General features: G+C 72.5%; 18 protein-coding genes. 8 read left to right on the top strand and 10 right to left on the bottom strand.

The features are described from left to right. Positions 1-41 precede the first annotated feature (41 nt). A complete protein-coding gene (locus BJY14_RS42495) occupies positions 42-791 on the bottom strand; it encodes a gamma-glutamyl-gamma-aminobutyrate hydrolase family protein (protein WP_179848762.1) in 750 nt (249 codons plus the stop codon). A 613-nt stretch (positions 792-1,404) separates the two neighbouring features. On the opposite strand from BJY14_RS42495, the gene BJY14_RS42490 reads away from it, so the two are divergent. Beyond that, on the top strand, positions 1,405-2,460 hold the full coding sequence (locus BJY14_RS42490) for a globin domain-containing protein (protein WP_246396322.1): 1,056 nt from the start codon (positions 1,405-1,407) through the stop codon (positions 2,458-2,460). Positions 2,461-2,466: 6 nt separating this feature from the next. Here the strand turns inward: BJY14_RS42490 and BJY14_RS42485 are convergent, their stop codons facing one another. The 4 genes from BJY14_RS42485 to thyX all read right to left on the bottom strand — a co-directional run bounded on the left by BJY14_RS42485 (position 2,467) and on the right by thyX (position 5,931). Continuing rightward, positions 2,467-3,273: a helix-turn-helix domain-containing protein gene (locus BJY14_RS42485; protein ID WP_179849988.1), complete on the bottom strand. Its 807-nt coding sequence runs from the start codon at positions 3,271-3,273 to the stop codon at positions 2,467-2,469. 297 nt (positions 3,274-3,570) lie between these two features. Further along, entirely contained in the window at positions 3,571-4,047 is a 477-nt protein-coding gene (locus BJY14_RS42480) for a DUF4352 domain-containing protein (RefSeq protein WP_179848760.1), read from the bottom strand. A gap of 204 nt (positions 4,048-4,251) precedes the next feature. Then, positions 4,252-4,974 (bottom strand): dienelactone hydrolase family protein, encoded by a 723-nt coding sequence (locus BJY14_RS42475; protein WP_179848759.1) that lies wholly within the window; start codon positions 4,972-4,974, stop codon positions 4,252-4,254. A gap of 159 nt (positions 4,975-5,133) precedes the next feature. Beyond that, positions 5,134-5,931 carry an FAD-dependent thymidylate synthase gene (gene thyX, locus BJY14_RS42470; protein WP_179848758.1) on the bottom strand — a complete coding sequence of 266 codons (798 nt, stop codon included), beginning with the start codon at positions 5,929-5,931 and terminating at the stop codon, positions 5,134-5,136. A gap of 161 nt (positions 5,932-6,092) precedes the next feature. Here thyX and BJY14_RS42465 point away from each other — a divergent pair, with 161 nt between their 5' ends. The 3 genes from BJY14_RS42465 to BJY14_RS42455 all read left to right on the top strand — a co-directional run bounded on the left by BJY14_RS42465 (position 6,093) and on the right by BJY14_RS42455 (position 10,135). Beyond that, positions 6,093-8,204, top strand: coding sequence for a molybdopterin-containing oxidoreductase family protein (locus BJY14_RS42465; protein ID WP_179848757.1), 2,112 nt, complete (start codon positions 6,093-6,095; stop codon positions 8,202-8,204). A gap of 504 nt (positions 8,205-8,708) precedes the next feature. Further along, positions 8,709-9,227 (top strand): DinB family protein, encoded by a 519-nt coding sequence (locus BJY14_RS42460; protein ID WP_179848756.1) that lies wholly within the window; start codon positions 8,709-8,711, stop codon positions 9,225-9,227. Between the two features lie 314 nt (positions 9,228-9,541). After that, positions 9,542-10,135, top strand: a complete 594-nt coding sequence (locus BJY14_RS42455; RefSeq protein ID WP_179848755.1) for a GrpB family protein — start codon at positions 9,542-9,544, stop codon at positions 10,133-10,135. 23 nt (positions 10,136-10,158) lie between these two features. On the opposite strand, the gene BJY14_RS42450 is transcribed toward BJY14_RS42455, so the two are convergent. Then, entirely contained in the window at positions 10,159-10,560 is a 402-nt protein-coding gene (locus BJY14_RS42450) for an NUDIX hydrolase (RefSeq protein ID WP_179848754.1), read from the bottom strand. 77 nt (positions 10,561-10,637) lie between these two features. Between BJY14_RS42450 and BJY14_RS42445 the strand changes: the two genes are divergently transcribed. Then, positions 10,638-11,891, top strand: coding sequence for a DUF1266 domain-containing protein (locus BJY14_RS42445; protein ID WP_179848753.1), 1,254 nt, complete (start codon positions 10,638-10,640; stop codon positions 11,889-11,891). Between the two features lie 9 nt (positions 11,892-11,900). Here the strand turns inward: BJY14_RS42445 and add are convergent, their stop codons facing one another. Continuing rightward, the gene (gene add, locus BJY14_RS42440; RefSeq protein ID WP_179848752.1) at positions 11,901-12,926 is read right to left on the bottom strand and encodes an adenosine deaminase; all 1,026 of its coding nucleotides are present in this window, start codon (positions 12,924-12,926) and stop codon (positions 11,901-11,903) included. A 99-nt stretch (positions 12,927-13,025) separates the two neighbouring features. On the opposite strand from add, the gene BJY14_RS42435 reads away from it, so the two are divergent. Then, complete coding sequence (locus tag BJY14_RS42435) at positions 13,026-14,012, top strand: helix-turn-helix transcriptional regulator (RefSeq protein ID WP_312879735.1); 987 nt, start codon at positions 13,026-13,028, stop codon at positions 14,010-14,012. Here BJY14_RS42435 and BJY14_RS42430 read toward each other — a convergent pair. The 3 genes from BJY14_RS42430 to BJY14_RS42420 form a co-directional block, all read right to left on the bottom strand. After that, on the bottom strand, positions 14,009-14,926 hold the full coding sequence (locus tag BJY14_RS42430) for an SDR family oxidoreductase (RefSeq protein ID WP_179848750.1): 918 nt from the start codon (positions 14,924-14,926) through the stop codon (positions 14,009-14,011). The genes BJY14_RS42435 and BJY14_RS42430 overlap by 4 nt on opposite strands. Before the next feature lie 68 nt (positions 14,927-14,994). After that, positions 14,995-15,141 carry a GPGG-motif small membrane protein gene (locus tag BJY14_RS42425; RefSeq protein WP_165959128.1) on the bottom strand — a complete coding sequence of 49 codons (147 nt, stop codon included), beginning with the start codon at positions 15,139-15,141 and terminating at the stop codon, positions 14,995-14,997. A 264-nt stretch (positions 15,142-15,405) separates the two neighbouring features. Beyond that, entirely contained in the window at positions 15,406-17,508 is a 2,103-nt protein-coding gene (locus BJY14_RS42420) for an anthranilate synthase component I (protein WP_376770032.1), read from the bottom strand. 561 nt (positions 17,509-18,069) lie between these two features. Here BJY14_RS42420 and BJY14_RS42415 point away from each other — a divergent pair. Further along, positions 18,070-18,318, top strand: a complete 249-nt coding sequence (locus BJY14_RS42415; RefSeq protein ID WP_179848748.1) for a DUF3311 domain-containing protein — start codon at positions 18,070-18,072, stop codon at positions 18,316-18,318. 4 nt (positions 18,319-18,322) lie between these two features. Further along, positions 18,323-19,933 (top strand): monocarboxylate uptake permease MctP, encoded by a 1,611-nt coding sequence (gene mctP / locus BJY14_RS42410; protein ID WP_179848747.1) that lies wholly within the window; start codon positions 18,323-18,325, stop codon positions 19,931-19,933. Positions 19,934-19,980 lie beyond the last annotated feature (47 nt).

Genomic DNA, 19,980 nt, shown 5'->3' with positions numbered 1-19,980 from the left:
CCCCTCGGCCTGCCCGGTGACCGGGCCGCCAATCCCCCGCGTCAGCGTCCGGCGGCCTCGACGACGAAGGCCTCGAACAGCCGCCTGTCGTCGCCCTCCTCGGGGTGCCACTGGACGGCGAGCCCGAACCGGTGGCCCTGCAGCTCCACGGCCTCCACCACCTGGTCCTCGGCCCACGCGACGGCGGTCAGGCCCTTGCCGAGCCGGCTCACCGCCTGGTGGTGGTAGGTGGGCACGTCGGACGAGGCGCCGAGGATCCCGCCGATCAGGCTCCCCTCGCTGGTCCGCACCCGGTGCGAGCCGACGAGCCCCACCTCCGGGGCGTGCCCCTTGTGGCCCACCGCCTCCGGCAGGTGCTGGACGAGGGCACCGCCCCGCGCGACGTTCAGCACCTGCATCCCCCGGCAGATCGCCAGGAACGGCAGGTCGGCGTCGACGACGGCGCGGGCGAGGGCCAGCTCGAACCGGTCGCGCTGCGGCTGCGGCGGCCCCGTCTCGGGATGCCGGACGGCGCCGTACAGCTCCGGGTCGAGATCGCCGCCACCCGCCAGGACGACGCCGTCCAGCCGGGAGACCAGGGTGTCCAGGCCGCGCAGGGTCGCGGGCGGGGGCAGCAGGACCGGGACGCCCCCGGCCCGCTCGACCGAGCGCGCGTACGGCACGGGCAGCAGCGCGGCCTCGCGCACCCAGGCCCCCCAGCGGGCCGGCTCCTGGTAGGTGGTGATGCCGATGAGCGGCGGCCCGCCCTCACCGGCGGCCGGATGCGGCGCTCCGCGCGCGGCTCCTGACATGCGAGTCTCCCCCTGTGCTGGACGCCGGCCCGCGGGGCGGCCTCCGGCACGGGTGATCCGCCTGCCGGGCGCACGTCACCGTGCGTCACCGGGACCCTCGCGCCGTCCGCCCCCCGGGCCCTCCTTCCGGCCAGCTTGCCGCACGGCGGGGGTTCCCGCCGTCGGAAGCGGCGAGATCGGTCTACCCGGCGCCGGGGGGCGCGCGGCCGGTCCGGGGCGGCGCGGAGCGGGAAACACCGAAGAATTCTGAAATCTTCCTCCCTGATGCAGGTTCTTCCTCCCCTTCCGGACGGTTCTTCCCGAACGTTCCCTCCGCCATTGGATACCGATCAGTATGCATTGACCGCTTCACTTACGGTCTGTCACAGGGAATTGACAGGCGATTACGCCGGGTAGTGATCACGCACCCTCGCGAGAGCGAATCATTGAACACCTGCGGAGATGGGTGAGAGAATCTCACCAACTCGGGCAGCAGGCGCGCCCGGATCGTCCGTCAGCCCTGCCGTCCGACCGCCGAAAACAGCCCGCTGGGAGGCGAGCCGACCGAATGTCGCCGGAAACTCGCGTTATCAAAGAATGCTTCGCACGCCTTGAGGCCGACCCCGCGGGCGCGATGCGCTATTTCTACGGCCGCCTTTTCGCGGCGCGGCCGCGGCTGCGCACCCTGTTCCCGCCCGCCATGGACGGCCAGCACGACCGGTTCTTCCACGCGCTCGGCCGCATCGTCTGGAGCCAGGACAACCCCGAGGAACTCGCCCGCCACCTGGAGGGCCTCGGCCGCGGCCACCGCAAGTACGGGGTGCTGCGCGAGCACTATCCGGCCATCGAGGAGGCCCTGACCGCGACCCTGCGCGCCTTCGCCACCGACGTCTGGACGGCCGAGGCCGAGGCCGCCTGGCGCGCCGCCTACCGCTCCGCCGCCGACGCCATGGCCGGCGCGGCGGAGCGGGACGCCGCCGACGCCCCGCCGTGGTGGGTCGCCGAGGTCGTGCGGCACGAACGCCGCGCGTTCGACCTCGCCGTCCTCACGCTGCGTCCCGAGCGCCCCCTGCCCTTCTCGTCCGGGCAGCACGTGAGCGTGCAGGCGGCCCGCTGGCCCCGGGTCTGGCGCCCGTACTCGATCGCGAACGCGCCCCGCCCGGACGGGACGATCGACCTGCACGTCCGCGCCCGGCCCGCCGGGTGGGTGAGCGGCGCGCTGGTCCGGCACACCGGCACGGGCGACAGCGTGCTGCTGGGCCCGCCGGAAGGCGCCATGACCCTCGACCCCGACTCGGGCCGCCCGCTGCTGCTCATCGGCGGCGGCACCGGCCTGGCCCCCGCGAAGGCGCTGACCGAGCAGGCCCTCACATCGGACGCGGGCCGCGACGTCCTCCTCGTCGTCGCGGCCAGCACCGAGGGCGCCCTTTACGACCTGCCCGCGCTGCGGCAGCTGGAGTCCGCGCACCCCCGGCTCCAGGTCGTCCCGGTGGTGTCCCGCGAACCCGCGGCCGGCGCCCTCACCGGCCGCGTGCCGGACGTCCTGCCCCAGCTCCTGGACGGGGCGGGCGGGCACGACGCCTACGTGGCCGGGCCCGCCCCGCTCGTCCGCGCGACGGTCACCGCCCTGCAGCGGCTCGGCGTGCCGCTGACGCGCGTCCACCACGACCTGCTCACGGCCGGGGACTGAGGCGCGTCACCAGCCGGCGCGCTCCCGCAGGAACTCGGTCGTCTTCGCGTCCGCCGGGTAGAACGACTCGATCGCCAGTTCCGCCACCGTGATGTCGACGGGGGTCCCGAAGGTCGCGATCGTGCTGAAGAACGACAGTTCCCGGCCGTCGACCCGCATCCGCAGCGGGACGAAGACCTCGTGGCTCGCGGGCGGGGCGATCGCCTCCCCCACGTCACCGGGGAAGCTCCGCAGCTCTTTGTAGAGCTGGGCGAGCGCCGCGTCCGCGGTCAGCGCCACATGCCGGCGGACCCGGTCGATCATGTGGGCGCGCCACTCCGCCAGGTTCAGGATGTTCTTGGCCATGCCGTCCGGGTGCATGCTGAGCCGCAGCACGTTCAGCGGCGGCTCCAGCAGTTCCGGCGGCGCGCCCTCCATGAAGAACGCCGCCGCGCCGTTGGCGTCGATCAGGTTCCAGAACCGGTCCACGACCACCGCCGGATAGGGCTCGTGGCCCTCCAGCACCTGCCGGAGCGCCGCACGGACCGTGTCCATCTTCGGTTCCTCGATCGGCGTCTCGTCGAACACCGGCGCGTACCCGGCCGCCACCAGCAGCAGGTTGCGGTCGCGCAGCGGCACGTCCAGGTGCTCGGCGAGCCGCAGCACCATCTCCCGGCTCGGCGCCGAACGCCCCGTCTCCACGAAACTGAGGTGCCGCGTCGACACGTCCGCCTCCGACGCCAGCTCCAGCTGGCTCAGCCGGCGCCGCTGCCGCCACGCCCGAAGCTGGTCCCCGATCGGCCGCACGTCGCTCAAACCCGTCGTCATCGTCATCGTCGTCACGCCACGACGCTACCGGCCCCCGGATCAAGCCCACGATTACGTGCGGGGTAATGGACGCGGTGAGACCGCGTCGATCCGGATGACCGCCTCATGGCTCGGGTCACGCGGACACACGCGTCCTGAAACGTTGATGCTCGGCCCCGCACGATCGGCCGAACATGAAATCAAGCGTGCCGGCCGCAGTTCCGATGGACTCGTGGGATAACGGCAGCGGCCCCGCAGCCGGCACACATCTGGAATGACGGCGCGCCCGGCTCTTTTGGCCGCCGCCCGCGCCCTAGGCGACGCTCAGGACGCGACCGCCGCACGGGCCGCCGTCGAGAACAGCGGGTTCGTCATGGATACGGTCTTCGGCACGAACTTCCCCTTCACACACACCACGCCCTTGGCCTTCTCCCCAGGCGCGATGTCCGTCGTGGCGATCTGCCCCTCGTACTCGCCGAGCGCGTCACCGGTGTCGTGCTTGACGCTGTCGGTCCCGGTGATCGCGAAGTACAGCGGGTTGATCTCCACCTTCTTCTTGGCGTTGTTCGCGACGGTCACCTTGACGCAGGTCAGCGCGCCGCCCTCGGACAGGATGGACCGCTCCGCGATGGTGCGCTTGGCGGCCAGCCCGATCGGCGGCCTGGCCTTCTTGGTGGTCGCGCCGGTCTCGCCGCCCCTGGCGTCGGCGCCCTGAACGGGCGGGGCGTCCTCCACCGGCTCACAGGCCGCGGTCGCGGTGAGGCCGGCGGCGGTCGCGGCGAACAGAATGAACTTGCGCATGATGTGGTCTCCCCCGTGTTCGATCCCGTGACAGAACGATGAATGCGAATGTGAGACGCCTGATGCTCGGCAGGCGTTTCCGGGGAAACACGGCTTGGCGCGATGCGATGACCAACAAAAGGCGCGAAGTGGGATATTCGCCGGGTCATGCGCGAAGAGGGGATGGCACGAGAGGCTCGAGTCGGCGATACCGGCCCGGCGCCTTTACGTTGTAGATTTTTTGGCGAGGTGCTCGCCGAAGAAGGCGAGGATGCGGGACCAGCCGTCCGGGGCGTTCTCGCGGCCCTTGCCGAACCCCATGACGATCTTCGCGATCGGGCCGAACGGGGGCGGCGGCGTGAGGTCGGTGAGGAAACCGTGGCCGGTCCCCGGGTACTCCTTCACGTCGTGCGTCACGCCGGCGGCCGTGAGCGCGCGCTCCAGCCTGCCCGCGGCCCCCCGCAGCGACGGGTCCGCGGCGCCGTAGCTGCCGACGATCGGGCACGCGCCCCGCAGAGACTCCTCCGGCCGGCGCGGCAGGATCCCGTAGTTGGCCGCGGCGGCCTCGAAGTCGTACTTCGCCGCCGCGACCAGCGCGAACCCGCCGCCCATGCAGAACCCGCACACCCCGACGCCGCCGGTGCAGTCGTCCCGGCCGGCCAGCCACGCGCGGGCCGCCTCGATGTGGTCGAAGGTCGGCCCGCGCTGGGCGCGCATGTCGCGCATCGCCTTGGTGACGCAGCGCACCCAGGGCGCCCCGTCGTAGAGGTCGGGCAGGACGGCGAGGTAGCCGTGGGCGGCGAACCGGTCGGCCTGCGCGCGCATGTCGTCGTTCGCGCCCATCGCCTCGAACACGATCACGACGCCCGGCCAGGGCCCCTCCCCCTCGGGGACGGCGAGGTAGCCCGGCAGCTCGCGGGCACCCACCGGAATGGAGATGTCAGACATAACGTCCAATAATTCCCCAGACGGGCCGGGCGCGCCTAGGGCCTGTCTCGAAGTGGCTCCGGTCAAGCGCGCGAACGCGTGACCTGCCCGGTGGAGCGATGCCGGAGGCGAGCGGAGCCGGGCAGATCGCGAAGCGATGCCGCGTTCGCCCAGGCCAGGTCAGACCTTGCGCCACTTCGGCACCCAGGAGCCGTCCTCGACGACGTAGTCGCCGAACAGGTCCGGGGCCTCCGTGCGCATCACCTCGCCGATCTTGCCGAAGAGCAGCCGGATCTCCTCCTCGGCGCCGGGCGCGGTGCGGTTCTCCAGGGTGTGGCGCAGGGTGCGGACGTTGGCCGTCCAGACCAGGCCGGTGCCGACGCCTTCGGGGGCGAAGCGGCGCATGAACGAGGTCTTGTGCTTCTTCTCCTTGAACGGCACGCCCTCGTCGTCGAGGCCGAAGTGCGCGGCCATCCAGCCCTGGAACTCCTCCATCTGCTCCAGCACGGCGGTGGCGCGCTTCATCAGCTCGGGGTCCTCGCGGGCCCACTCGGGGAACCAGAAGGGGATGTCCTGCAGCCGGACGAACCGCAGCGACTCCTGCGAGATGGCCACGCCCGGGCGGTGCCGGACGAGCTCGTGGGTCAGCACCCGGCTCACGTTGTGCAGGACGAAGCTGAAGCTGACGTGCTCCAGCACCGAACCGTGCAGGCTGCGCAGGATGTTCTCCAGGTACTGGCCGGAGTCGGTGCGGATCTTGGTCACGTTGGGGTTGAGGCCCGGCTCCCAGGAGCGGTAGCAGAGGCGGCCCGCGAACTCGGCGAGGTTCTGCGGGTCGTTCAGCTCGTCGTCGAGGTCGCCGCGGTCGAGCCGCTCCAGCCAGCCCTCCCCGCCCACGTCCCGCAGGTACCGGGCGACCTCGTCGTAGTCCAGTTCGGGCCGCGCAACGAGATAAACCTCGGGCTCGACGCTCTTCACTCTCGTTCCCCCTACGGGTCGTTTCCGTCGCCCCTTAGGAAACCACCCCGGCCCCCCGGCCGCGACCCGGGGCACGGCCATCGAAGGTAATGAACGTCCTGGACGACGCTCATGGTGTCGTGCCGCACACTGGAGAGGTTCGTCCAGCTAGAGGAGGTTTCATGCCATCGGAGCTGACCGTGCTGGGGGCCTGCCCGCTGGACTGTCCCGACGGCTGCTCCTGGATCGTCACCGTGCGGGACGGGGCGGCGGTCCGGCTGCGCGGCAACCCCGACCACCCGTACACGCGCGGGGCGCTGTGCGCGAAGGTGAACCGGTGGCTGGAGCGCGCCGCCCAGCCGGACCGCATCCTGCACCCGCTGCGCCGGGTCGGCGCCAAGGGCGAGGGACGGTTCGAGCGCATCGGGTGGGACGAGGCACTCGACGAGATCGCCGCGCGGCTGGAGGACGTCGTCCGCGAGCACGGCGGCGAGGCGGTCTGGCCCTACTGGGGGACGGGGACGCTCGGCTACCTGCAGGGCCTCGAAGGGTATTCGGGCCGGCGTTTCTTCAACGTGCTCGGAGCCTCGGCCCACGACGCGAACATCTGCTCGGCGGCGGGCAGCGCCGGGATGGCCGAGGCGGTCGGCTCGCCGGGCGGCATGGATCCCGAGGACCTGGCGCACGCGCGGCTCGTCCTGCTGTGGGGCACGAACCCCCTGACCAGCGGCCACCACGTCTGGAAGTTCGTCCAGGACGCGCGGAAGGCGGGCGCGCACCTGGTCGCGATCGACCCGGTCCGGACGCGGACGGCGCGGCAGGCCGACGAGCATCTGGCGCCCCTGCCCGGAACGGACGGCGCGCTCGCGCTCGGCCTGCTCCACGTCATCGTGGGCCTCGGCGCGCAGGACGCGGACTTCCTGGACCGCGGCACGCTCGGCTGGGAGGAGTTCCGGGACCGGATCGCCGAGTACCCGCCAGAACGGGTCGCGCGGATCACCGGCGTCCCCGCGGACCGCATCGTCGCGCTCGGCGAGCGGATCGCCCGCACCCGTCCCACCGCGATCCGCGCGACGCAGGGGCTCCAGCGGCACTCCGGCGGCGGGGCCGCCCTCCGGCTGATCGCCGCCATCCCCGCCGTGACCGGCGACTGGGCACGGCGCGGCGGCGGCGTCGCGTTCTCCACGTCCGGTCATGTGAAGCTGGCCAAGGCCGCGCTGTGGCGCGACGACCTGCGCCCCCACCCGGTGCGGACGCTGTCGATGAGCCGCCTCGGCGAGGGCCTGCTGGACGTCCAGGACCCGCCCGTCAAGGCCCTGTTCGTCATCGCGGCGAACCCCGCGGGCAGCACCCCGCACCAGAACAAGGTGCGGCGGGGCCTGGCCCGCGACGACCTGTTCACCGTGGTCCTGGAGCAGTTCCCGACCGACACCGTCGACTACGCCGACATCGTGCTGCCCGCGACGGCGCAGCACGAGCACGCCGACCTGCACGAGGGCTACGGCCACCTGTACCTCACGTGGAACGAGCCCGCGGTGGCGCCGCCCGGCGAGTGCCTGCCGACGACCGAGACCTTCCGCCGCCTGGCGCGCCGGATGGGCCTGCGGGAACCGGCCCTGTGCGACTCCGACGAGAGCCTCGCCGAGCAACTGCTGGCGTCGGACCACCCGTGGATGGCGGGCGTCACGCTGGACCGGCTCCGCAAGGAGGGGTTCGTGCGCATGTCGGTCCCGGACCCGTTCCTGCCGTACGCCGACGGCTTCCCCACCCCGTCGGGACGGTTCGAGTTCCGCTCCCCCGCCGCCGGTCTCGCCGGGTACGTCCCGCCCGCGGAGGTCGCCGACGAGCAGCGGGCCGGGAGATACCCGCTCGCCCTGGTCTCGGCGGCGTCGCACGAGTTCCTCAACACCCAGTTCGCCAACAACCCGGAGCTGAGGCGCCGCTCCGGCGGCCTCACCGTCCGCCTCCACGAGGACGACGCGAAGGCCCGGGGCCTCAGCGACGGCCAGCGGGTCGCGGTCGCCAACGACCGGGGCTCCTTCGAGGCCGTCCTGAAGATCACCGACGAGGTGCGCCCCGGCGTGGCGGCGACCTCCAAGGGCCACTGGGCCAAGCTCTCCGGCGGCTCCAACGCCAACGCCGTGGTCGACGAGCGCGACACCGACCTCGGCGGCGGGCCCGTCTTCCACGACACCCGCGTAGAGGTCACCGCCCTACCGGCGCCACCTGGGCTGGCCGGGCCCCTTGCAGGTGTAGACCCTGCCGTTGGCGGTGCCGACGGCTCCGGCGGGTGAGCAGAAAGCCCCCGGGTGGACGGTCCGCGCCGGCGGGCGCGCGCTGGTCCCCCTGGGCCGGGGCGTCCTGTGGCGCGTCGGCCTCGGCTCGACCTTGCGAACGGTGGGGCTGACGGTCGGGCGGGCCCTGCGCTTCGGAGCGGACGTCGACGGGGACGGCGCAGGAGACGAAGGCGTCGCGCGACCAGATGCCAGCTCGCCGGTGGAGGCCACGGGTGACGGCGGAGCGGTCGGCCCCGCCGCGCCGCCGATCCCCATGCCGACCGCGCAGCCGCCGAGCCCGCCGAAGAGCAGGCACGCTCCGGCGATGACCGCCACGACGGCACCCGGTAAACCGCCGCGCGGTCCCGGCGTGCGAGGGAATCGGGGCGGAACTGGCTGCGAGTACATCGGCGGCTCCCGGTCAAGAACGTACCGATGTGACGTGCGCCCCTCCGTGGGAGTTGACCAGCGGAGGCAATAACCCGTGGATCCCCGGATGCCCGTAGGCGAGGATTCGCTCCCATGACATGGACCGCACCCGCAGTTGATCGCGGCGCCTTCCCATACGGACACGACGAGCGCGCGTCTCTGGAGGCGTATCTGGATTTCCACCGCTCCACGCTGCTGCTCAAGTGCAGCGGACTGACCGGTGAACAACTCGCGTCAAGGCCCGTGCCGAGCACGACCCTGACCCTGCTCGGCCTCGTACGCCACCTTGCGGAGAACGAACGATGGTGGTTCCGCCGCATGTTCGACAGGCAGGACGCCCTCGGTGACCTGTACTGCTCGGAGGAGCATCCCGACGGAGACTTCGACCTCGGCGACGCGGCGGGCGCCCAAGAGGACTTCGCCGTCTACGCCAGGGAGGTCGAACAGGCTCGGCAGACCGCACAGGGCCGGTCACTGCAGGAGGAGTTCCCTGCCAGGACCGGCGACCTGACCCTGCGCTGGGTCTACCTCCACATGATCGAAGAGTACGCGCGCCACAACGGCCACGCCGACCTCCTGCGCGAAGCCCTGGACGGCCGAACCGGAGAATGAGACCCCAACGAGGCGATCACTAGGGGTGGTGAGCGTGTTCAAGGTGACGGTCACCGGCGACGACGACTCCGCTGTGCGTCACGCGCTCGGTCGCCTGCGAAGCCTTTCGACCAGCGAGTCCGTCACCGTCCAGTTCGCTCAGGCCACGGTGCCGGAGGCCGGCGCCTGCCATCTGGTCATCGGCGTGGACGCGGGCCACGACCAGCGTCGAGCGGGCCGCGACCCGGAAGTGGACGCCTGGGTCTCCGTAACCGATGGCCGACAAGAGCTGGAGGACCTGTGGCGGCAGCGGATCGCGCCGTTCGCGACCAATCTTGCCCAACGCCGGCGCGCTCCCAGGCTGCCGGACGGCGATGGTGGCCGAGCCCGACCCGTCCTGGCCCGTCCAAGCCGACCGGCTCATGAGGCGTCTCGCCGCGGTGCTGGGAGCGCATGCCCGGCGGATCGATCACATCGGGTCGACCTCCGTGCCCGGCCTGCCCGCCAAGGACATCATCGACCTCCAGGTCGTGGTCGATGACCTGGAGGCCGCGACCGCCTGCGCGGCGGCGGGCCAGGCCGCCGGCTTCGTCCATGTCGCCGGCCCGTTCTACGGCATCGACCGGCACGGAATCCGTCACGACGAGCAGGTCGCGGTGGACGCCGATCCGCGACGCCCGACAAACGTCCACTTTCATCCTCTCGCGTCCCCGATCTGGCGGGAGATGCTGCTGCTCCGGGACTGGCTCCGCGCCGACCGGCGCCACCGGGACGAGTACGCGTCGTTGAAGCGGGCGCTGGCCGGGCGACCGGGACATGACGTCGACGACTACGGTCGCGACAAGATGCCCTGGATCAGCCAGGCTCTCGCGCGCGCCGAACGCTGGGCACGCGGAGAATCCGGGCCGGGTCCGTCTGACCGGCTGTGAGGACGTGCCGGGCGACCAGGTGGTCAGTGGAGGTGGCCGGTGGTGTGGAGGTGGTCGAAGATGATCTGGTCGACCGGGGACACGCGGGCGCGGTCGGCGTAGGTCAGCCAGGTGACCTCCTCGATCTCGCTGCTCGGGGTCGGCTCGCCCTGATGGTCGGCGGTGTAGCAGGTCATCTGGACGGTGACGCCTTCGGAGTGGCCGTGGGCCTGGGCTCGGAAGGTGCCCAGGCGCGCGGCGGTGGCGGGGGCGATCGTGACGGCGAGCTCCTCCTGGATCTCCCTGACCAGGGTGTCGAGGTCGCTCTCGCCGGGTTCGCGCTTGCCGCCGGGGAGGTAGTAGACGTCCTTGCCCCGCGATCGGGTGCTGAGGATCCTGCCGCCGTCCAGGTGGATCCAGGCGATCTTGTCGATGAAGGTGCTCACCGCTCCATCCTGACGGCTTTCCGGGAGGGCGGTCACCAAGATCTTCGCGGGCGGTACGGTGTGGCCTGGAGGGATCGATGACGTTTCAGGCCGATGCCGGCGCCGTGCTCGACCGCGCCAGGAAGTACGAGCGGCAGGGGCGGAACGCGGAGGCCGCGGCCGCCTACGCGGACGCCGCCGAGGCCATGGAGGCGCGCGGCGAGCCGGCCGCCGCCGCGGGGGCCCGGGCGCGGTACGCGCGGGCGCTCGCCGCCGCGGGCAGGACCGGCGAGGCCCAGCGCGTCCTGGACGTCCTCGACCGGGGGGCCGCGTCGATGCCGGCCGGGGTCCGGGCGGGGCTGGACGCGCAGGCGGCCCACGTCCTGGCCGCCGCGGGGCGGACCGGCGAGGCCGCGCGGCGCGCCTGGGCGGCGATGTCGGGGTTCGGATCGCTGCAGGACCCCAAGCGCGCCGGCGCCGCGGGCGTGCACGCCGCGCGGCTGATCCTGGAGGACGCGGGCCCGCGCGGCGCGCTGCTGCCGCTGCGCGAACTGCTGGCGCAGATACCGCCCGGCGGCGAGGCGCACCGGCGGGTCGCCGAGCTGCTCGCGGACGCCGAGCGGCGCCCCGACCGCGACCACGACATCCTCGTCACCGACCCCGGCGGCGCCGCGTGGGGGCGGCTCGCCGCGGCCCTCGCCGTCGGCGCCCATCTGGCCGTCGGGAACGGCGTCGCCTGGAACAGGCTCGCCGACCGGGACGGCGCCCGCGACGACCGGGTGCTGCTGGAGCGCGACTGGGGCGTCACCGACTCCGAGGGCTGGCGCGAGCAGATGGACGCGCTGCTCGACGCCCGCAACAGCGACCCGGCGATCCAGATGGTGCTCGACCGGCGCGGCAAGGGCACCGGCAAGCGGGCCTGGCAGGAGGCGATCGTCGCCTGGTGCGGCGAGCGCGACATCTCGGAGCAGACCGTCCGGGAGGTCGTGGAGCTGTCCGAGGCGGTCCTGCGCTACGAGGCGCGCTTCCGGGCGGACGGCCTGCTCCCGCCCGACGGCCGCGTGGAGAGCGTCTTCGGCTACGACTTCGGTCGCGCGGTGAACATGGCCCGGTGGGGCCTGAACGCCGGGTACTGCGACGAGGAGGAGGCCGAGAAGCGCGTCCTCACTGCGGGGCACCGCGCCCACCAGGTGTACGGGTCGTGGCAGGAGTTCTCCGCCGGGTACGTCCTCGGCCGGATGCTGCGGTTCGACGAGGGCGAGTTCGGCGAATGGTACGAACGCTCCCTCACCGGCCACCGCGTCCTCGCCGAGGACCCGGGCAGCCCCTGGCGGCGCATGGCCTGGGGCTGACCGTCCGGCTCAGCCCAGCGCGTCGATGTCGGCGATGATCGCCTTGCGTCCCTCCTCGTCCAGCGCCGAGGCCGTCACCGCGTTGCGGGCCAGGGAGGCCAGCTCGGCGCGGCCCAGGCCGAACGCCTCGGCCGCGACGCGGTACTCGCCGGTGAGGGTGGTGCTGAACATCGGCGGGTCGTCGCTGTTCAGGGTGACGAACAGCCCCTCCTCCAGCATCCGCGGCAGGGGGTGGGCGGCGAGGTCGGCGACCTGGCCGGTGCAGACGTTGGAGGTCGGGCAGACCTCCAGCGGCAGCTGCGTCTCGCGCAGGTGGGCGACGAGGCGCGGGTCGTCCAGGCAGTTGGTGCCGTGGCCGATGCGCTCGGCGCCGAGCCCCTCGATGGCCTCCCAGATCGTCTCCGGGCCGGTCATCTCCCCGGCGTGCGGGACGCTGCGCAGGCCGGCGGCGCGGGCGGCGGCGAAGGCGTCGCGGAACGCGTCCCGGAACGGCGGGCGGCACTGCTCGATGCCGCCGATCCCGAACCCGACGAGCGTCTCCGGCGGGTGGTGCAGCGCGTGGTCGAGGGTGCCGCGGGCGCCCTCGGCGCCGAACTCGCCGGGAATGTCGAAGATGTAGGAGACGCGGATGCCGAGCCGGTCGCGGGCCTCGCGGGCGGCGAGGTCGAGCGCCTCGGTCACCGCGGGCATCGGCATCCCGGCCCGCTGGTGGGTGAAGGGCGTGACGGTCAGCTCGACGTACCGGACGTTCTGCGCGGCGAGGTCGCGGGCGACGCCGGAGACGAGCGTGCCGACGTCCTCCGGGGTCCGGACGAGGCTCGACACCGACTCGTAGACCTCGGCGAAGTGCGGGAAGTCGCGGAACTCGTAGAAGGCGCGCAGCTCGCGCTCGCCGACGGGGACGGGCCCGTCCGGGTGGCGGCGGGCGAGTTCGAGGACGGTCGGGACGGAGGCGGAGCCCACGAGGTGGACGTGGAGCTCGACCTTCGGGAGGGCGTCGATGAACGCCGCGAGGGTGGTGTCGTCGGTAGGCACGCCGCGAAATTAACAGCCCCCCGGCCCGCCGGGACAGGCGAATGCGGCGAACCTCCCACGAAATTGTCAAGAACCCTCCCGTTCGGCAGGATGGTCCCCGTGCGCGCCGCCCGACTGATCTCCGCCGTGCTCCTGCTGCAGTCGCGGGAGACGATGACCGCCGCCGAGCTGGCGCGCGAGCTGGAGGTGTCCGAGCGCACCGTCTACCGGGACATGGAGGCGCTGTCGGCGGCCGGGGTCCCGGTCTACGCCGACCAGGGGCGCGGCGGCGGGTACCGGCTGGTCGGCGGCTACCGGACGCGGCTCACCGGGCTCACCCGCGAGGAGGCCGAGGCGCTGTTCCTGTCCGGGCTGCCCGGCCCCGCCGGCGACATGGGACGCGCCGACGCGCTGGCCGCCGCCGAGCTGAAGGTCCTCGCCGCGCTGCCGAGGGCACTGCGGGACGCGCCCGCCCGCGCGAACCAGCGCTTCCACCTCGACGCGCCCGGCTGGTTCGGCGAGAGCGGGCCGCCGCCGCTGCTGCGCGACCTCGCCCGCGCCGTGTGGGACGACGAGACCGTGGAACTGCGCTACCGCCGCAAGGACACCGAGGTCACCCGGACGGCGGAGCCGTACGGGCTCGTCCTCAAGAACGGCACCTGGTACCTGGTCGCGCGGGCCGGCGGAGGGCACCGCACCTACCGGGTGGACCGCGTCGCCGCCGTCCGCCCCACCGGGGAGTTCTTCCGGCGCGACGAGGAGTTCGACCTCGCCGGGCACTGGCGCGGTCAGGCCGCCGCCTTCGTGCGGTCGGTGCTGCGCGAGGAGGCCACGGTGCGCCTGTCCCCCGCCGGCATGCGGATCCTGCGGTACGCCGTCGAGCCGTACGCGGCCCGGCAGGCGGCCGCCGCCGCGGGCGAGCCCGACGAGCGGGGGTGGATGGTGACCGTGCTGCCCGTGGAGTCGGCGCTCGTCGCGGCGTCCGAGCTGAGGCGGCTCGGACCGGAGATCGAGGTCCTCGCCCCGCCGGAGCTGCGGGAGCGGATGGCGCGGGACGCCGCCCGGCTCGCGGAGCTGTACCGGGCGGCGGACCGGCCCGCCGGCTAGCGGTACCCGGTGACGTCGGCGGGGCGGCCCGCCTGCTCCACCTCGACGATGTAGCGCCAGGCGTCGGGGCGGCTGCCGTCGGTGTCGGTGAACCCGTAGACCTGGGCGAGCCCGCCGCTGGACAGCGACGCCCCGTTCCAGCGCGCCCGCTCCGGGTCGGCGGCCAGGGCAGCGACGGCGCGTCCCACGAACGCCGGCGACTCGGAGATCGCGAAGTGCGGCGTCGCCTTGGTCGCGTCGCGCCAGGTCTCCTCGGTGACGCCGAAGTTGTCGAGCATCGCCTCCGAGCGCAGCCATCCGGGCGTCAGCGAGAGGGCGGTCGCGCCGTGGGGCGCGATCTCCTCCGACTGCGCGAGGGCCATCCGGATGACGGCGGTCTTGGCGAGGTCGTAGAAGTAGCCGCATTCCTTGCGGTAGGCCGCGTTGTACTCGGCCGTCCCGTCCGTGATCTCCACGACCAGGCCGCCGGGCTGGCGGATCAGCAGGGGCAGGGCGCAGTGGCTGGTGATGGCGTGGGTGTCGAGGGCCAGCCTGAGCATGCGCAGGCCGTCGTCCAGGGACTGCTCCCACAGCGGTTTGCCGAACTCGAAGAGGCGGTCCGCGCCCCAGACGTCGTTGACGAGGACGTCCAGCCGCCCGCGCTCGCCGTCGATGCGGCGCACGAGGGCGGCGACCCGTGCCGGGTCGAGGTGGTCGACCTGGACGGCGATGCCCTCGCCGCCCGCGGCCGTGACCAGCTCGGCGGTCTCCTCGATGGTCTCGGGACGGTCCATCTCCGACCGTTGGGTCCGGGTGGACCGTCCCGTCACGTAGACGGTCGCGCCCGCGGCGCCGAGCTGGACGGCGATTCCCCGACCCGCTCCGCGCGTGGCGCCCGCGACCAGTGCGATCTTTCCTGTCAGTGGACGGCTCATGGGGACGATGCTGGCACCGAAACCTGACAGGTCTCGTCAGGTTTTCACCCCGGCCGGCCATGTTCCGGTCAGGTGAAGATGCTCACCCCGCCGGGGCCGACGAGAAGTCCGACGACGATGAGGACGATGCCCCAGAGAAGGTCGCGCCGCGCGAGGATCACGTAGATGCCGGCGATCACCAGGATGACCGCGATGAGCCACAGGATTGTCATCATGGCCCCCGGCGTCCCCCCAGAGAGACCCAAGAAACCACAAGCACGTTACGGATGACCGAATTATCCGTTTTGTTACGGAGGGGGGAGGGCGGCCCTCCCCCCTCCGCGGGATAACGGCGATCACCCGCACCCCGGACCGGCGGCGCGCTGTGACCGGGAACAAGTCTTCCGCCGCGACGGGGGCCGCGACAGGAACCTCAGGCCCATTTCCGGGCCCCCGTCCCTAGTGCTTCGGAACTACGGGGCCCTCCGCCCAGGGGACCGTCAGCCGCCGGCGCGGCACAGGCGCAGGACGTTGGCGACGATGCGGTGACCGGCGCCCCCGGCCGCGGTGAGGATCGACTCGGGATGGAACTGCACGGCCCAGCGCCGCCGCACCGGGTCCTCGATCGCCATCACGACGTCCCCGGTCAGCGCCGTGATCTGGAACCCCTTCACCCGGTCGGGCGTGGCGTGCAGCGAGTGGTAGCGGGCGGCGGTGAACTCCTCCGGCACGCCCTCGAACAGGTCGCCCCCCGTGACCTTCACCTGGCCGGGCTTGCCGTGGGACGGCTCGGGCAGCAGCGACAGCTCGCCGCCGGCGTGCTCGACCATCGCCTGCAGCCCGAGGCAGACGCCGAACACCGGCAGCTTCCGGGCGTCCAGCTCGTCCAGGAGCGCGCGGGTGCCGAAGTCCTCCGGGCGTCCGGGGCCGGGCGACAGCACGACCAGGTCGGGGGCGTGCTCGTCGAGCATCCGGATCGGGAACCCGTGCCGCAGGGTCGCCACGGAGGCGCCGTGCTGCCGGAAGTAGTCGGACAGGGTGTTGACGAACGAGTCCTCGTGGTCGACGAGCAGCACCCTGACGCCCTCGCCCGGCTGCGCGGGGAGCGGCGCCTCCTGCGGCGCGGCCCCGGTGCCCTTGCGCGCGGCGGCGAGCGCGCTCAGCAGGGCGCTGGCCTTTAGGTGCGTCTCGCGCTCCTCCTCGTCGGGGTCGGAGTCGTAGAGCAGCGTCGCGCCGGCGCGGACGGTCGCCACGCCGTCGCGGATCTGCGCGGTCCGCAGCGTCAGGCCGGTGTTCATCGAGCCGTCGAAGCCGACGCAGCCGACCGCGCCGCCGTACCAGCGGCGGGGCGAGTCCTCGTGGTCCTCGATGAACTGCATCGCCCACGCCTTGGGCGCGCCCGTGACGGTGACCGCCCACATGTGGGTGAGGAACGCGTCGAGCGCGTCGAAGCCCGGGCGCAGCCGCCCCTCGATGTGGTCGACGGTGTGGATGAGCCGGGAGTAGATCTCGATCTGCCGGCGGCCGAGGACGCGCACGCTGCCGGGCACGCAGATCCGGGACTTGTCGTTGCGGTCCACGTCGGTGCACATGGTCAGCTCGGACTCGTCCTTCGCCGAGGACAGGATGGTGCGGATCTGCTCGGCGTCCTCCAGCGGGTCGGCGCCGCGCCTGATCGTCCCGGCGATCGGGCAGGTCTCGACGCGGTCGCCGCTGACCCGGACGAACATCTCCGGCGACGCGCCGACCAGGAACTCGCCGTCGCCGAGGTTGAACAGGAACTCGTACGGGGCCGGGTTGGACTCCCGCAGCCGCTCGAAGAAGGCGGCGGGCGCGTCGCAGCGGCCGTACATCGCGTGCCCCGGCGTGACCTCGAACAGGTCGCCCCGGACGAACTTCTCCTTGGCGTTTCGCACCATCTGCGCGTAGACGCCGGGGACGGGCTGCGCCGGGACGCCGGCCCGCCGCCGGACCGGCGTCGCCCCGGTGTCGCGCGGCAGACCCGCGGTGCCCGACCCGTCCACCTCGAACTCGTAGGAGATCCGGTGCGAGGTCTCGCGCTTGCGGTCGACGACGACCATCTCGTCGGCCAGGTGCAGGACGAGGTCGCGCTGGTCGTCAGGCCGCTCCAGCCTGGTCCGCAGGGGCTCGAACTGCAATGACAGGTCGTACCCGAACGCCCCGTAGAGGCCGAGGTGGGGGTCGTCGCAGCGGAACAGGTCGACGATGGCGCGCAGCGCCGTGAAGACGGTCGGCTGGCGGCTGCGCTCCTCCTCGGTGAAGAAGCCCTCGGCCGCCGGGACGAAGAGCTCGAACAGGCCGGGCTCGTCGGTCCGCACCTCGCCGACGCCGCGCAGCGCCCCCGCCAGCGCGGGCAACACGATCCGGCCGCGCCCGTTCAGCGGCCGGACGGCGACCGTCCGGCCGCGCGCGACGATCTCCAGGCAGGGATCGACGTAGGCCATGTGCCAGCGGCTGTAGCGGCCCGGGTACTCCATGCCGGAGCTGAGCACGCCCCCGCGCCGCTCCCCCACGGCGGCGACGAGGACGTTCAGCACGTCGGACTTGCGCTCGGAGTCGACCGGGACGGCGGTACGGGTCACCCGTACGCCCCCGGCCGTGACGAACTCGCTGGTAAGCGGCTGTCGTGAGACGGTCTCCACCGCGGTGGCCCCTCATGTCGGGCCCCCACCGGGCGTCGCAAATACGAAACGACCGCCGGGTGAGGGCGGTCGCCTGGTCTTGAACACGCGCGAACCGGCACCGCCTCAGCGGCGCCACCACCACCGGGAGGCTGCGGTTCGCATGCGGCGAGGTTACCATGACGCCCCCGCACGGGGTCGGCCGTACACCGAGAGCGACGTCCATGACCTGGACGAACACCGGCCCCCCAGCCGGGCGGGGGCGCTCCTCTCTCGCTCGCAGGCGACGGGCGGCCCTGGCCGGAGACGGCTGCCGCGCGGACCGTCCTGACCGTTCCCTGACGCGGCGCCGACCGGTTCCCTACCTGGCCCTTCCTAGGGTGGAGCGATCCACCGAAGTCGTGCCGCGGCCGATATCCGGCTGTGACCAGGGGGTGTGTAGGCTCGCCCGGCCGCACCCCCGGCACGGTCCCGTCACGCGACCCGGGCGGACCGTGCGCGGGCAAGACGAGGAGGACCCCCATGACTCCCGACGACTCCCGGGAACCGACTCCGACCCAGCCTCCGCCGGTCGCCGACCGCACCGACCGGAGCCCCTGGAACTGGCTGCTGATCGTGCCCGTCGCGCTCCCGCTGCTCACGTTCCTCTACAACAGCGACAAGCCCCGCCTCGCGGGCTTCCCCGCCTTCTACTGGATCCAGCTGGCCTTCATCCCGCTGGGCGTCGCCTGCACCGTCCTCGTGTACCAGATGACGAAGAAGCGGGGCTGAGCCGATGGCACGCGACCACCTCACCGAGATCATCGTCTTCGCCGTCCTGTTCCTGCTGGTCAGCGGGATGGGCTTCGTCGCCGCGCGGTGGCGGCGGCCCGACTCCATGCACAGCCTCGACGAGTGGGGCCTCGGCGGCCGCAGCTTCGGCAGCTGGATCACCTGGTTCCTGATCGGCGGCGACCTCTACACCGCCTACACGTTCGTGGCCGTCCCGGCGCTGGTGTTCGGCGCGGGCGCGGCGGGCTTCTTCGCCGTCCCGTACACGATCGTCGTGTACCCGCTGGTGTTCCTGGTACTGATCAAGCTCTGGTCGGTGTCGCACGTGCACGGCTTCGTGACGCCGGCCGACTTCGTCCGGGCCCGGTTCGGCTCCCCGACGCTGGCGCTCGTCATCGCGATCACCGGCATCGTCGCCACGATGCCCTACATCGCGCTGCAGCTGGTCGGCATCGAGGCGGTGCTGAAGGCGATGGGCGTGAACGGGCACTGGCCGATCATCATCGCGTTCGTGATCCTCGCGGCCTACACCTACCAGTCCGGACTGCGCGCGCCCGCGCTGATCGCCTTCGTCAAGGACGTGCTGATCTACCTGGTCATCATCGTCGCGGTGCTGTACATCCCGGCGAAGCTCGGCGGCTGGGGCGACATCTTCGACGCGGCCAAGGCCAAGTTCGACAAGACGCCCGCGCCGGGCGACGGCATCACGGTCGCCGCCAGCGGCCAGCTGAACTACGCGATGCTGGCGCTCGGCTCGGCGATGGCGCTGTTCCTCTACCCGCACAGCATCACCGGCGTGCTGGCCAGCAAGAACCGCAACGTGATCAAGCGCAACATGGCGGCGCTGCCCGCCTACAGCTTCGTGCTCGGCCTGATCGCGCTGCTCGGCTACATGGCCATCGCGGCGGGGGTGAAGCCGGTCAGCACCGGCGGCAAGCCCGACACCAACACCGTGGTCCCGCTGCTGTTCGACCACATGTTCCCGGACTGGTTCGCGGGCGTGGCGTTCGCCGCCGTCGGCATCGGCGCTCTGGTCCCGGCGGCGATCATGTCGATCGCGGCGGCCAACCTGTTCACCCGCAACATCTACAAGGAGTACATCCGGCGGGACGCCGACGCCAAGGAGGAGGCGACCGTCAGCAAGCTGGTCTCGCTGATCGTCAAGGCCGGGGCGGTCGTGTGCATCCTCGCGCTCGACCCCGAGTTCTCGATCGACCTGCAGCTCATCGGCGGCGTCATCATCCTGCAGACGCTGCCGGCGGTGGGTCTCGGCCTCGTCACCCGCTGGTTCCACCGCGGCGCCCTCATCGCCGGCTGGGCCGCGGGCATGGCGGCCGGCCTGTGGATGCTGTACCAGATCCCGAACCCGGCCAAGGGCAAGGAGCACTTCGGCGGCTCGGCCTACCCGCTGAGCGACCTCGGCCTGGACACCAAGACGACGGTGTACGTCGGCATGCTGGCGCTCGCCGTCAACGTGGTGGTCGCGGTCGCCGGCACCCTGGTCTGCAAGGCCGCCAAGCTCGCGGACGGCAAGGACGCCACGCGCGCGGCGGACTACCTCGCCGACGAGGGCGACCCGAAGATCAAGGATCTGGAGCTGAGCGCGAGCACCTGATCCCGCCGATCAGCGGCGGCGCCGCCGCGTCAAGATTCCCGGACTGA

The sequence above is a fragment of the Actinomadura luteofluorescens genome (genome assembly GCF_013409365.1).
Classification (GTDB): Bacteria; Actinomycetota; Actinomycetes; order Streptosporangiales; family Streptosporangiaceae; genus Spirillospora; species Spirillospora luteofluorescens.
This window is presented reverse-complemented; position numbering and strand designations above follow the sequence as displayed.